This is a genomic window from Flavobacterium psychroterrae (genome assembly GCF_018380615.1).
GTDB classification, from domain to species: domain Bacteria; phylum Bacteroidota; class Bacteroidia; order Flavobacteriales; family Flavobacteriaceae; genus Flavobacterium; species Flavobacterium psychroterrae.
In genome coordinates this window covers 223,472-237,853 of record NZ_JAGYVZ010000003.1, presented here as the reverse complement: position 1 = coordinate 237,853, position 14,382 = coordinate 223,472, and the positions used below count along the sequence as shown (strand labels likewise).

General features: G+C 32.6%; 11 protein-coding genes and 1 tRNA gene. 8 read left to right on the top strand and 4 right to left on the bottom strand.

From position 1 onward, the window contains the following. Nucleotides 1-225 precede the first annotated feature (225 nt). From KHA90_RS04930 to KHA90_RS04915, 4 genes are all read left to right on the top strand, one after another. Nucleotides 226-3,069, top strand: coding sequence for a CHC2 zinc finger domain-containing protein (locus tag KHA90_RS04930; RefSeq protein ID WP_213296009.1), 2,844 nt, complete (start codon nucleotides 226-228; stop codon nucleotides 3,067-3,069). Between the two features lie 759 nt (nucleotides 3,070-3,828). Then, the gene (gene tssD, locus KHA90_RS04925; RefSeq protein WP_213296006.1) at nucleotides 3,829-4,482 is read left to right on the top strand and encodes a type VI secretion system tube protein TssD; all 654 of its coding nucleotides are present in this window, start codon (nucleotides 3,829-3,831) and stop codon (nucleotides 4,480-4,482) included. A gap of 10 nt (nucleotides 4,483-4,492) precedes the next feature. Beyond that, a complete protein-coding gene (locus tag KHA90_RS04920; protein ID WP_213296003.1) occupies nucleotides 4,493-5,269 on the top strand; it encodes a hypothetical protein in 777 nt (258 codons plus the stop codon). 2 nt (nucleotides 5,270-5,271) lie between these two features. After that, nucleotides 5,272-5,721, top strand: coding sequence for a hypothetical protein (locus tag KHA90_RS04915; protein WP_213296001.1), 450 nt, complete (start codon nucleotides 5,272-5,274; stop codon nucleotides 5,719-5,721). A gap of 41 nt (nucleotides 5,722-5,762) precedes the next feature. Here the strand turns inward: KHA90_RS04915 and KHA90_RS04910 are convergent, their stop codons facing one another. Together KHA90_RS04910 and KHA90_RS04905 are read right to left on the bottom strand one after the other, a co-directional pair. Continuing rightward, the gene (locus KHA90_RS04910; protein WP_213295998.1) at nucleotides 5,763-6,422 is read right to left on the bottom strand and encodes a hypothetical protein; all 660 of its coding nucleotides are present in this window, start codon (nucleotides 6,420-6,422) and stop codon (nucleotides 5,763-5,765) included. 270 nt (nucleotides 6,423-6,692) lie between these two features. After that, nucleotides 6,693-6,772 (bottom strand) — tRNA-Leu (locus tag KHA90_RS04905). Between the two features lie 303 nt (nucleotides 6,773-7,075). On the opposite strand from KHA90_RS04905, the gene KHA90_RS04900 reads away from it, so the two are divergent. The 4 genes from KHA90_RS04900 to KHA90_RS04885 all read left to right on the top strand — a co-directional run bounded on the left by KHA90_RS04900 (nucleotide 7,076) and on the right by KHA90_RS04885 (nucleotide 10,645). After that, nucleotides 7,076-8,017 carry a ribose-phosphate pyrophosphokinase gene (locus tag KHA90_RS04900; RefSeq protein WP_213295997.1) on the top strand — a complete coding sequence of 314 codons (942 nt, stop codon included), beginning with the start codon at nucleotides 7,076-7,078 and terminating at the stop codon, nucleotides 8,015-8,017. 120 nt (nucleotides 8,018-8,137) lie between these two features. Then, a complete protein-coding gene (locus KHA90_RS04895; RefSeq protein ID WP_213295996.1) occupies nucleotides 8,138-8,749 on the top strand; it encodes a 50S ribosomal protein L25/general stress protein Ctc in 612 nt (203 codons plus the stop codon). A 471-nt stretch (nucleotides 8,750-9,220) separates the two neighbouring features. Then, nucleotides 9,221-9,895, top strand: coding sequence for an aminoacyl-tRNA hydrolase (gene pth, locus KHA90_RS04890; protein ID WP_213295995.1), 675 nt, complete (start codon nucleotides 9,221-9,223; stop codon nucleotides 9,893-9,895). A gap of 138 nt (nucleotides 9,896-10,033) precedes the next feature. Continuing rightward, nucleotides 10,034-10,645 carry a superoxide dismutase gene (locus KHA90_RS04885; protein ID WP_213295994.1) on the top strand — a complete coding sequence of 204 codons (612 nt, stop codon included), beginning with the start codon at nucleotides 10,034-10,036 and terminating at the stop codon, nucleotides 10,643-10,645. An 808-nt stretch (nucleotides 10,646-11,453) separates the two neighbouring features. Here KHA90_RS04885 and KHA90_RS04880 read toward each other — a convergent pair. Beyond that, nucleotides 11,454-13,352 carry an amidophosphoribosyltransferase gene (locus tag KHA90_RS04880; protein ID WP_213295993.1) on the bottom strand — a complete coding sequence of 633 codons (1,899 nt, stop codon included), beginning with the start codon at nucleotides 13,350-13,352 and terminating at the stop codon, nucleotides 11,454-11,456. An 83-nt stretch (nucleotides 13,353-13,435) separates the two neighbouring features. Further along, a complete protein-coding gene (locus KHA90_RS04875; protein ID WP_213295992.1) occupies nucleotides 13,436-14,359 on the bottom strand; it encodes a PfkB family carbohydrate kinase in 924 nt (307 codons plus the stop codon). Between the last annotated feature and the right edge of the window lie 23 nt (nucleotides 14,360-14,382).

Here is a 14,382-nt window from a genome sequence, read left to right as displayed (position 1 = left end):
ATACTAAAAGAAACAAGGAAATCTATTACGATTGGGTCTATAATTCATGCTAAACGAATATCCTCTTTGGAAGTAATAATGTTTATTTCTAAACACGGGAAACCCGATGGTTATTTACTATCGGACAGATTAAGGAATGCTATCAATAATTACAAAGAAAACAATTCGTAAAAACAAATAGCCCATTGCTGATCAACTGCAATGGGCTACAAAATATATAATGATATGAGTTCAAATATATTGACCAAAGATATAATTTTTCGTCAAACTACGGCAGAAAATATTTATCTAAAATTTTTAAACCTTTCTGAATCTCCGAAAGGAAATATCTCAAGTCCTTTTTCGGAAGACAAAAATGCATCGTTCAAACTTTACAAAAATGGAACTTTTAAGTGTAATAGTTCAGGTAAACAAGGAGATGCATTCGAGTTTGTGGCTAATTTAAAGGATTTGGATTGTAAAACCCAATTCAATGAAGTTTTAAAAGTAGTGGCTAGGGAAATGAATTTACTTGCATTGATTCAAGCGGATAAAAAAAACGTTGCAAAGGAAAGTCAGTCCTTTGCAAAGCCTTTGCAACAAAATGAAAAAATCGTTGCAATGCAGGAAACCCCCTTTGTACTTAATGTTGTCAATACTCAAATGAGAGAAGATCATTTTGCTTTTTGGAATAATTTAGGAGTAGAAAAAGAACTGTTAGAAAAATACAATATTAGTGCCGTTGAAAAATATAGTTTTTTTAGCAATGCGAAGAACAAGAATTTCAATTTCACCATAAAAGAAAATGTTTTGGCTTTCAGTTATCAGGTTAATGGTAATTTTGAAGTTTATGCTCCCGCTCAACCTGATAAAAAGCAACCTAAGATATTTAGCAATGGTTTGCAAAATGGTGATATCTTCGGACTAGAGCAGTTAGGAACCGAAAAAATAGAAAATCTAATTATTTGTGCAGGAAAAAAAGATACTGTTGTAGCGATTTCCAGAGGTTTTAAAGCGATCACTTTTAGAAGTGAAACCCATAATCCTACCGCCTTACAGATAAAGACTTTGCAAAGCCTTTGCAAAAATCTTTTTATCTGTTATGATAATGATAAAGGGGGAGAAACAGGGCGAACTGCTATTACAAGTAAGTTTCCTAAAATCATACCATTGCAACTGCCAAAAAACGAAACTGTTAAAGGCTATGACCTTACGGACTATTTCCAAGAACATATTGCCAAAGACTTTCAAAAAATCATTGATTTGGCTTTAAAAGTCAAAAATGATGTTGTTGATATACAGGAGTATAAAGAAGAATATGCTCAATATGAACTGCCAAAAGAGGTAAAAAACCCTATTGCAGAACTAATTAGTGATATCGAAAAATATCGAATGTTTATGGCAAACAATCAAATTTGGATTATGCAGGGAGATACAAAAAAATATTTCAAATCTGTTTCTAATTTCGTTGTGAAAATCATTCAGCATATGCAGGACGAAAAATTCCCAATGAAACTAATCAAAATTAGAAATGTATATAAGCAAGAGAAAATATTTGATGTTCTTTCCGACAAACTAAATACACCTCAAAAATTTGATGATATAGTTACCTCACACGGAAATTACCTTTGGTCAGGAACTCCAAAGGATTTCCACACGTTAAAAACTTATCTGTTTGATAAAATGGGAAACGGAAAAAAAATTGATTGCTTAGGATGGCAAAAAGAGGATAATTTTTGGCTATGGAACAACAATGTAAACCTTTGTGATGGGAACAAAATTGAGATTGACGAAAATGGTATTTTTAAGCATAAAGAGGTTTCTTATTATGTACCGTCAGCAAACAAAGTTTATAAAGAAAATGCCTTTAAATATGAGCCACAAAAAAGAGTTTGTATAAAGACTTCAAATGTAACTATTGATGCTTATTTGTCTAAAATGTTTGAGGTTCACAGAAATAATTCGATTTCAGCAATACTTTTTACTATAGCCAGTATCTTTCAGGACATCGTAGTGGATGAATTAAAAGCATTTCCCATATTGTTTTTTCACGGTAAAGCATCATCGGGAAAAGACCAGTTAGCAAACTGTTGTCAAAGTTTTTTTGGCAAGCCACAATCTGCGATTAATATAGAGGGTGGTGCATCCACTTTAAAAGCTCATATTAGAGAGTTTGCGCAGTTTGTTAATATAATTTGTCAATTTTCGGAATACAAAAACGGAGACAAGCAACTCGATGGAATATTAAAAGGTATTTGGGATAGAAACGGATATAAAAGAGGAACATTAGACAGTCATGTAAGTACTGAAACCGTGCCTATATTATCATCATTAATCTTAACGGGAAATCATTCGCCGGATGATGAAGCTTTGATAACTCGTTTACTGTGGTTAGACATGAGTAAAAATACTTTTACAGATGATGAAGTAAAAAAGTATAATGAACTTGCAGATATGACAGAAAAAGGGATCAGTTCATTTACGGACGATTTATTAAAAGAAAGAAAAAGATTTTTTACGGATTTTAAAACCAAATTCAGGCTCTATAAAACAAGTATATCCGCAAAAATGCCTGTTGGTTCTCCAAGTAGGTTTTCTACAAATTTTGCGGTTTTGGGTGCTAGTTATGAAATTTTCAAAGACACTATCGTCTTTCCTTTTACCGATGCTGAAATGATGGATCACTTTGTAAAAATAAGCGAATTCCAAATGAATAAAATTAATTCTGCAAGTGCATCAAATAAATGGTGGGATTGTTTTTTGGTTTGTATAAGAACCAATGGAGATAACAAATTAGATTACGAAAGAGATATAAAAGTGGAGGGAACAACATTGTATTTTAATTTTTCTAACACTTATGACAAAATACAAAGACAATGGTACAATCAGTATAAAGAAATGATTCCGAGCAAAGCAACAATGCAGGACACAGTAAAAAAAGAAAGTGCATTTATTGAAATCAAAAGTAGCTACCGTTTTCGAGCAGGAAGAGACGGCTCGGTAACTTCGGCGTTTGTTGTAGATTTTAGCAAATTGAGCAATTTTAACGAAATAAATGAAGCGGTTCATTATATGAATACTATTCCATAAAATTGAAAACAGGAAAAATAAAAGGTTTTTTTGCCTATTGCCTATGCTTTTTTGAAAACTTCGTTTTTCTCAACCTACACAACCTACACATATTGTATTAGTTATTATTGTGTTTATAGTCAATGTATTAAGTTTAATAATTATATAAAAAGGTGTAGTATAAGTGTAGGTTTGTGTAGGTCGGTGTATTTTCGAAAAAACGTAAACCTACACAAACCTACACAATTTAGCTTGTTTTTGGAGTTAACTTGTTGATTTACAAAGTGTGTAGGTTGTGTAGGTTTGTAGGTTTGCGATTTTGCCCTTTTAAGATTTTTAAGCTTTTATTTTTTTCTGTTAAAAAAGTAGATTTTAGTGCTCGCCAGGAAATACTGAAGCTTGAAAATTTCTCAAAATAAATCTACATTTTGTTTTCTGAGTTTTTTTAATTGTCAATGAAGTAAAATAAAGCTTTTTAAGCAAGTTGTTAGAATCCATAAAGATCAAATCCTTTTTAAGTAAGAAACTGGCTTAAAATTGTTTTTCAATCAAAATAACAAAATGCTATCTATTAAAAACTAGCCCATTAGACAAAATCATTTGTTTAGTGGGTTTATTTTTACAATTTTATTTTGCTTGATATTTTTAATCATAAGAAATTACCTAAGTCTTAAATAATAGCGTTTTATTTTTTTGTATGAAAAACATTATTATATTTGAAAAAATGAATTTGATTTTAAATACTTTTTGACTTTAATAAATACTAGATATAATAAAAATATGGCTGCTTTAGGAATATTAAAATTAGACAATATCGAATACAGGTTAATTGAATTTGACTACAAGTCCACACAACGACTCGATAGCACTGGAAAACCTTTTGGAGAACCTACAGGATGGTTAATTGATTTAACAATTGAATCAGACAGCAGTAGCGCTATTTTGCAGTGGGCACTTGGCAATGAGGTAAAGGATGGTATCATTACGTTTTACAAGCCTGACGGCATGAGTAGATTTAAAGAGGTAAAATTTAAAAAATCGTATTGTATTTCACATCATGAAAAGTTTGAAGCTAACGGTACTTTGCCGATGCGTCAAATGATAACAATATCTGAACCTAGACAAGAAGTTGCAAAAGAAGTGATTGCACCGCCTAAAAAGGCAGTACAGCAAGAGCCTGAGAAAAAAATCACAGAGATAACTTGGATGTGCGCAAAAATGAAAGATTCTATAAAGGAAGCGGGCATTGGTGAAAGAGCAAGTCTTATGGTGAAAACCGAAAATTACAAACAGGGAGAGACAATTACTATAATAGTTGATGAAGCAAACGGCAAAGACCTTAAAACCGATACTAAAGAAATTACCTATAGTGGAGAAGTAAATGCTGAAGGTATTGCAGAACTAAAAGAAGAAGTAACAATACAAACCGTATAAAATCAATCAAATGGATAGAACTTTTAGAATTAAATCAGTTAACGGAGATACAAGTTTTCAACACGTAACATTGAAAATTACCCCAAATGTCGATGGCGATTATTTTGACATGCAAGGGAATTATTTAGGCTCAACTGCCAATAGCCAGAAAAAAATTTATATTTTAGGACTAGATCCTACGGGGATGCCCTATTCTAGTAGTAATATTCCAGAAGATTTTTTTGACGAACAAGTTTCATTTACCGGAATAGGTAATGTAGTAAATTTAAGAGCAGGAACAAAATACGGTACTATTGTAACTAATATATCAAGAGATATAAAGTTAATCGTTTCTAAAAAAATTCTAAGCCATTATTACACTGATGCGGGTTATGATTTGAATGAATTGAAATACAAGTCTATCACACAAGTTCCTGATAAAATTATCGGAGGTACATTTGCGATAGCGAGATTAGGAGGTACATCGCCAAACTCAGAAGAGTTAAGAGAAGGAGAAATAGATATAAGTGTTAATTTGTCGCGTTTTGGTTCTAGTATAAATACCGGTTGGGATGCAATAAATCTTTTTGCTCACGAAAGAGGGCAGCATATAAAAGATCTTTTGAAGTATAAAAAAACTCTTTGGGACGTGTTTCCGGGTCCTCATAAGGTTGAGCATCGAGCTTATATGTATCAGTTAAACCATCCAACTTGGGTAAAAACTTCTCCAGAGTTCAAAAAACAAATTTGGTATGTAATTTCAGCTTACGTACATAAAACAGAATATGAACCTTATTTTAAAGATTAATTATGAGAAAATGTATAATCTTAATTTTATTGTGTTTGTCATGCAATTTAAAAAATGAGAAAGAAGAACCTTGCGTGAAGAAAATGGAATATTTTGCTCTATTAAATATGTTAATTCCTGAATCTGCAATTGTAGTTCATGTTGAGGATAAAGATGAGTTTTTACAAAAAAAATTAAGTTTTAAAAAACTTAAGGAAGTAATATTGTACTCGATAAAAGAAGAAGACAGGAGGTATTTTCGTGTAGCGATACCAGAATCAATATTAGATAAGGTAGAGCATAATACTATAATTTTCACTATTTCTACTAACTATTTTCGACCAGACATTTTGATTGATGATGTAAGAAGAGAAAATAAATGGACACCTGAACAAATTCAAAAAGCTATAGAAGGAGATATTGGTTTTGTTTTTGAGAAAGATACTATAAGGGTGAAAATGTGTGGAAAATGAGTGGAATTATATAATGATAATATTTGTTAGCAGTGATTTTTTTAGCTTTTTAGATATGTAATTATTGAACCGATAATTATTCCGATGAATGTTGTAACAATTCCGAACAATATTTTGTCTTTATTTTTTTCATAAAAATTTAACTCATGTTTTCTTTCTAATTCTATTTTTGTATTTGAGTTTGGATTAAGTTCAGAAATCAAAAAGATTAAAGTCCATAATAAAATAATAGAGACCCAAATAGTATAATTAAAATTTTCTTTTGTTATAAATGTACATACTAAAAAAACAACGAAGCCAATTAGTAAAGTACAAAGCAAATTAATTTTAGCATTATAGCTATTAAAATAAGAATAAATAAGTTTACGTTTTTTTGAAATTAAAAGGTTTTCAATTTCATATGCAGGCTTTAAAAGAGTGTCGCTATTATGCACATATATCGTGGATGAAGATTCAGTTATTCTAATAGTTATATATTCTAAAAAACTACTTGTTAAAGTTCCCAGAATTTTGATGGTTTTTGGATTAGTCCCTGTAATAGATCTTAATTCAGCTATTGATTCGTAAACATTTTCATTATCTGAAATTTCTAGAATAATATTTTCATTTTCAATTTTTGAAATAATGTTTTCAATATCTTCTAAGTATAATTTAGTAGAATTAATTGTTGTGTTAAAATACTTATTTTCTTTTTTAATCATTCTTTTTGGTTTTTAAATTACTGCCAGCATATAATAGACGAAAATAATTTTTACTTAATAATACTTAAGCCAGACAAACAAGCAAAGTTAAATTACTATTGTTTTACAAATGACTAAAATAGTTTTTTTTATTTTAAGGTTGTTGTTTTTGTCCTTATATTCTTAATACTTAAAATTTTGGAATTGTTAAGTTTTCGGCAAAATTTCGGCAAAATTTCAAACAAAAAACTCCTAAATCCTTATAAAATAAAGGTTTAGGAGTTTTTAAAGTACCCGGAGCCGGAGTCGAACCGGCACGGTTTCCCACAGGTGTTTGAGACCAGCGCGTCTACCAATTCCGCCATCCGGGCTTAGCAGACGAAAAAATAATCAAATAAATCCAATTATTTTAACGCAATAGAATAAGTAATTATGATGTCATAACTGTGCTTATTCCTTTAACACGGTGCAAATGTAAAAAATAAAATTAAATGTTCTACTAAAAATACTTAAATTTTTCCTTTCAGTGTCCAATAAATTTTCTAAATTTGCACCTCGTTAAAACGAAGCACACACAACTAACTACACCCGAGGCATTTATACTGGTCTTGCTTTACTTAAAATTGTAAAGCCGAATCGTGCAGAGCGCAGCGGAGCAAAAACAACAAATTATAATGTCGCACCTAGAACCAGAAGCTAAAATTTTTGCTTGTTCACAAAGTGTTTATCTTGCAGAAAAAATTGCAGAGCAATACGGAATTCCGTTAGGAAGAGTAACGATGTCAACGTATAGTGATGGAGAATTTCAGCCATCTTACGAAGAGTCAATCAGAGGTTTACGCGTTTTTATCGTGTGTTCAACTTTTCCAACTGCTGATAATTTGATGGAATTGTTACTAATGATTGATGCAGCAAAACGTGCATCAGCCAGACACATTACAGCTGTTATGCCTTATTTTGGTTGGGCAAGACAAGATAGAAAAGATAAACCAAGAGTTCCGATTGGAGCAAAATTAGTAGCTAATTTATTAGATGCTGCCGGAGCGACAAGAGTTATGACAATGGATTTGCACGCAGATCAAATTCAGGGGTTTTTCGAAAAACCGGTAGATCATTTATTTGCATCTACAATCTTTTTACCATACGTAAAAAGTTTAAATTTAGACAATTTAACAATTGCATCTCCGGATATGGGAGGTTCAAAAAGAGCATATGCTTACTCTAAGTTTTTGGAATCAGATGTAGTAATCTGTTACAAACAAAGAAAAGCAGCCAACGTTATCGACACTATGGAACTAATTGGTGAAGTAAAAGGTCGTAACGTAATATTAGTAGACGACATGATCGATACTGGTGGAACATTAGCGAAAGCAGCAGATTTAATGATCGAAAAAGGAGCATTAAGCGTTAGAGCAATTTGTACACACGCCATTTTATCAGGTGACGCATACGAAAAAATCGAAAACTCAAAATTAAGCGAGTTAATAGTGACCGATTCAATTCCGTTAAAGAAAGAATCAAAGAAGATAAGAGTAGTGAGTTGTGCGCCTCTTTTTGCAGAAGTAATGCACATGGTGCACCACAACAATTCCATCAGTGGAAAATTTATAATGTAAGAAGCAGTAATCTTTAGGCTTTAAGCCGTAAGCCTGATTCACATTTTAAAAAAGCCTAAGGCTTATTGCCTAAGCTTAAAGCAAACAAGAATATTTATTAATAACTATATTTTTTTTACAATGAAATCGATTACAATTAAAGGATCAGAAAGAGAAAGCGTGGGCAAAGTAGCAACTAAAGCCTTACGTAATGCTGGAGCGGTTCCTTGCGTATTATACGGAGGAAATCAAGCAGTACACTTCTCAGCAGACGCTGCAGCGTTCAAAAACTTGGTTTACACTCCAAACGCACACACAGTTGTGATTGAGCTTGGAAAAGGAAAATCATTCAATGCAATTTTACAAGACATTCAGGTTCACCCGGTATCTGACAAAATTTTACACATTGACTTCTTTCAATTATTTGATGACAAAGAAATCACTATGGAAGTTCCTGTAAAAGTTGTAGGTACATCAAAAGGTGTTCTTGCAGGTGGTGTTTTACGTTTGAACACTCGTAAATTAAAAGTAAAAGCTTTACCTAAAAATCTTCCTGATTTTGTTGAAGCTGATATTACTCCACTTGAAATGGGTAACAAATTATACGTTACTAAAGTTGGTACACCAGACTACAAAGTTATGCACCCAGAGAACACAGTTGTTGCTCAGGTAAGAATTTCTCGTGCTGCTATGAAAGCTGCTCAAGAAGCTGCAAAAGCTGCAAAAGCTCCTGCAAAAGGAAAGAAAAAATAATTTTTTTCAAATTTCATATCAAAGCATCAATCGAAAGATTGGTGCTTTTTTTGTTTTTAGAGGTTCTGAGTTGCTAAGATGCTAAGGTTCTAAGTTTTCTTTAATGCTGGTTTTTTTAGAAGCAGAAACTTTAAGGTTTTCAAGACCTGACGTTCCTGCCATCCGCTATATCTTTTCCTTGCTAAAGGAGCAAGAAAAAGGATACCGCTTCTGTCAGGGCTATCGAGAAGTTTAGTTTTTTATTAGAAAAGAGGTTCAAAGGTTCAAAGGGGCAAAGGTGCAAAGTTTCTAGTGTATCAGGTTGACATAAATGGGCGTAAAAGCGCTTGGTAAATAAAAAATCTGTGCAAATCCATTTAAATCCGTGTCATTCGTGTGCCATTCTTAGCGACCTTCGCGGTTAAATGACACATTTTCTAATTATCTAATTAACCAATTGCCACATTCTCTAATTAATCTTATTTTTGCCTTATGATAAAATGGATAACAAAACTGTTTTCATCAACACAAAAAGAAGAGAACACAGACAATATGAAACCGGAGGTTCACGAACACCCAAAAAACAATATAAAAAGCGTGAGTAAAAAATATTTAATTGTAGGACTTGGCAATATTGGAGCCGAATACGTAAATACAAGACATAATATAGGATTTAAAGTCCTGGATTTTTTAGCCAAAAAAGAAAGTCTTTCATTCGAAACCGTAAAACTTGGTGCTTTAGCCGAATATAAATTTAAAGGGAGAACCTTTTTCCTGCTTAAGCCAAACACTTACATGAATTTAAGCGGCAAGGCTGTAAAATACTGGATGGACAAAGAAAATATACCATTAGAGAATATTTTGGTTATTACAGACGATTTAAACCTGTCTTTCGGAACCATCCGTATCAAACCAAAAGGAAGTGACGGAGGTCATAATGGATTAAAAAATATCAATCTCGTTTTGAATACACAGGAATATACCCGTTTCAGATTCGGTATTAGCGATCAGTTCAAAAAAGGACAGCAAGTAGATTATGTTTTAGGAGATTGGGACGAAGAAGAAAAAGCAAAATTACCGGAACGTTTAGAAATATCTTCAGAAATTATAAAATCTTTTGGAACTGCCGGATTAGAAAATACGATGACAACTTTTAATGGAAAATAAAGATTTACAAGTATTTAACGTTGAAAAAACCAAATTATCAGTTAATTAAATCGAATTATAACGAAATAGTATTTTCTATTCCAAAGTTAAATGTCTAAATTTGGTATAAATTATTATAAATCATAAAATCATAATATCATGGCTTTTGAATTACCACAATTACCTTATGCATATGATGCATTAGAACCACATATTGATGCTCGTACAATGGAAATCCATCATACAAAACATCATAATGCGTATACAACAAATCTTAACGCTGCAATTGCAGGAACAGATTTAGAAGGCAAAACAATCGAAAATATCTTAATTAACTTAGATAAAAAAAACGCAGCAGTTCGTAATAATGGTGGAGGTTTTTACAACCACAATTTATTCTGGACAGTTATGTCTCCAGACGGTGGTGGATTACCAACAGGTGATTTATTAACTGCAATTGAAGATTCTTTTGGTACTTTTGATGAATTTAAAGCAAAATTTGCTAAAGCAGGTGCAACACAATTTGGTTCAGGATGGGCTTGGTTGACTGTACAAAAAGGAGGTAAATTAGAAGTTGTAGGTACTCCAAATCAGGACAATCCATTAATGCCGGAAGTTGCTGGTAACGGTGGAACTCCGATTTTAGGAATGGATGTTTGGGAGCATGCTTACTATTTAAACTACCAAAACAGAAGACCAGATTATATTGAAGCTTTTTTCAGTGTAATTAACTGGACAGAAGTTGCTAGAAGATATGCTTTAGACAAATAAGATAATAGAGCAAAGAATATAGAAGAAAGACGAATAGCCTAACAGTTATTCGTCTTTTTTTTGTCTATACTTTTTATTCTATTTTCTTTATTCTTTGCTCTTATAGCAAAATAAAAAAGGCGGAATCTCTTCCACCTTTTTTGCCCCAAATCTACCATAATTTAACCTACTAATTTTATGGTTCAGTAAATGTATGATTGCTATTATTATAAAAAAAACTTTTCAGGTGAATGGTCAATATATCCGACTAAGTATGAAAAAGATGGAATATAGAGAATAGAACAAAGAATATGGGGTAAAGAAATAGGGTAAAGAATATAGAGTAAAGAATATAGAGTGGAGAATAAATATAAAAAATTAGAGAAACAGCTTTTTAGTTATTTCTTTATTCTAAAGCTATGTTTTTGCTTTTAGTCTATTTTCTATAATCTATATTCTTTGCTCTTAAAAAAATAAAAAAGGCGGAATCTCTTCCACCTTTTTTGCCCCAAATCTACCATAAACTTAACCTACTAATGTTATGGTTCAGTAAATATATGGCAGCTATTTCTATGAAAAAAACTTTCTAGATGAATGGTAAATATATCCGATTAAGTGTCTAAAATCCTACTTTATAAATAGTTGACTTTATTCCAATAAAAAAGGTGGAATTGCTTCCACCCTTTTTGCCCCAAATCTACCATAAACTTAACCTACTAATGTTATGGTTTTCCAAAAGTATTGCAGCATTTCAATTCTACCAAACATATAGGATGAACGGCAAAAAAAACCGATGAAATGCACAAATTAACCTTTTGTTAGTATTTTATTAATACGCTCTAGCGTCTTTTCCTTCATAAAAATTCATAAAAGCTCTGTTTACAACACGATTTCCTCCCGGTGTAGGGTAATCTCCTGTAAAGTACCAATCTCCAAGATTCTTAGGACAAGCAATATGCAAATCTTCTACTTTTTGGAAAATTATTTTTACTTCGGCGTTGATTTCCGGAGAACTCAACATTTCGGCAATTTTAGCCGAAACTTCTTCAGGTGTAAACTGATCATAAATTGCAGTAACATAATTCACAACATCGCTATCAATATAGTTTTCCTGTGCTTTACATTTTGCATAAATTTCATCAACAATATGATAAAGGTTTCTTTCTTTTAATAAAGCTAAAGCTGCTCTAAAAGCAACAAGACCTTCCAATTTTGCCATATCGATTCCGTAACAATCAGGATAGCGAATTTGTGGAGCCGATGAAACAATTACGATACGTTTAGGATTTAAACGATCCATCATTTTTATGATACTCATTTTAAGCGTTGTACCACGAACAATACTATCGTCAATAATAACTAAGTTGTCAGTTGGTTTAATCACCCCATACGTTACATCATAAACGTGTGCAACTAAATCATCACGACTGCTATCCTCGGTAATAAAGGTTCTAAGTTTAGCATCTTTGATAGCCACTTTCTCCGTACGTATTTTTACAGCTAATAATTCCTGTAAAGTTTCAGCAGTAAGTGTGTCTCTATTTTTTAAAATGTAATTGTTTTTTCTTTGGTTCAGAAAATCCTGAGCTGCTTCGACTAAACCATAAAATGAAGTTTCGGCAGTATTCGGGATATAAGAAAAAACAGTATTATCTGTATCGCTGTCAATGGATTCAAGAACAGCAGGTAAAATTAATTTTCCTAAGTTTTTACGTTCCTGATATATTTCAGCATCACTTCCTCTTGAAAAATAGATTCTTTCAAAAGAACACGCTTTTTTTACAGTTGGTTCAAGGATTTGTTCCATAGAAACTTTTCCGTTTTTCTTGATAATCAAAGCATTTCCAGGCTCAATTTCCTGAACACTTTCAAAAGGGACATTAAATACAGTTTGAATAACCGGTCTTTCAGAAGCTACAACTACAACTTCATCATCTTGGTAAAAGTAAGCCGGACGAATTCCTGCCGGATCTCTAAAAACGAAAGCATCACCATGACCTAAAAGCCCTGCCATTGCGTAACCACCATCAAGATTTTTAGCGGAACGTGCTAATATTTTAGCAATATCCAATCGGTCTGCAATTACAGGAGAAGCTTCTCTTTTAGAATATCCTTCTGTTTTGCAATCCTGATAAAGCTGCATTACTTCTTTGTCAAGAAAATGACCTATTTTTTCCATTACGGTAACAGTATCCGCCATTTCTTTTGGATGCTGTCCAAGTTCTACTAAATTTTCGAAAAGCTCTTTAACATTCGTCATATTAAAGTTTCCTGCCAAAATTAAATTACGGTGCATCCAGTTACTCTGACGTAAAAATGGATGTACACTTTCGATACTGTTTTTTCCGAAAGTTCCGTAACGAACATGTCCTAAAAATAATTCTCCTATATAAGGAATGTTTGCTTTTTGTTTAGCAACATCATTTGCATATTCGGGATGTGTAGTCATCTCTTCGTTGATACGCTCATTGATTTGTTTAAAAACGTCCTGAATTGGTTGTGCATGGTTTGAACGTACTCTGCTGATATAACGTTCTCCAGGTTCTACATCTAATTTGATACTTGCAAAACCTGCTCCGTCTTGCCCACGGTTGTGTTGCTTCTCCATCATTAGATACATTTTTTGTATCCCGTAAAAAGCAGTTCCGTATTTTTCTTTGTAATATTCAAGCGGTTTAAGAAGTCTAACTAAGGCTATACCACATTCGTGTTTTAAAGCGTCGCTCATTGTTTTTTGTATTTTGTGTTGTTGTTGTAAGTTGTGCGTAATAACGTAATAAAAAAGCCCCGTGTTATCGAGGCTTCAAGGCATTATATTTCTATGTCAAACTGAGTTAACGATTTAAACTGTTGTAATCGAATCGCTACTTCTGCTTTGCTTAATGTTTGCATCCTTTCGGTTCCAAATTTCTCTACACAAAATGAAGCTAAATTAGATCCATAAATAATTGCATTTTTCATGTTGCCAAACGAGATGTTTTCGCTTTGCGCAATAAATCCAGAAAAACCACCTGCAAAAGTGTCTCCTGCTCCTGTTGGATCAAAAACATCTTCTAATGGTAAAGCTGGTGCAAAGAATACTTCTCTGTTATGGAATAAAAGCGCTCCGTGTTCTCCTTTTTTGATCACCACATATTTTGGTCCCAATTCCTGGATTTTGTTGGCTGCTTTTACTAATGAGTATTCTCCTGAAAGTTGTCTTGCTTCTTCGTCATTGATTGTGATCACGTCTACACGTTTAATCACGTCAAGTAATTCCGGTAATGCGCAATCCATCCAAAAATTCATAGTATCTAAAACTACTAATTTTGGTTTTTTCTCCATTTGGTCCAAAACACTGCTTTGTACTAAAGGATGTAAGTTTCCTAACATCACAACATCAGCATCTTTAAAGTTTTGAGGAACTTTTGGTTGAAAGTCAGCCAAAACATTTAACTCAGTTACTAATGTGTCTCTAGAGTTTAGATCGTTGTGGTATAAACCGCTCCAGAAAAAGGTTTTACCGCCTTTTACAATTTCGATACCAGAGATATCAATATTTCTTGAAGTTAAAAGATCTAAATGTTCTTGTGGAAAATCGTCGCCAACTACAGAAACAATGGCCGATTGTAAGTTGAAAAATGAAGCTGATAAACCAATATAAGTTGCAGCACCACCTAAAATTTTATCTGTTTTTCCGAAAGGAGTTTCGATAGCGTCGAAAGCAACCGTTCCAACAATCAATAATTTATTCATTTTATGAATTTCGAATTAGGGTG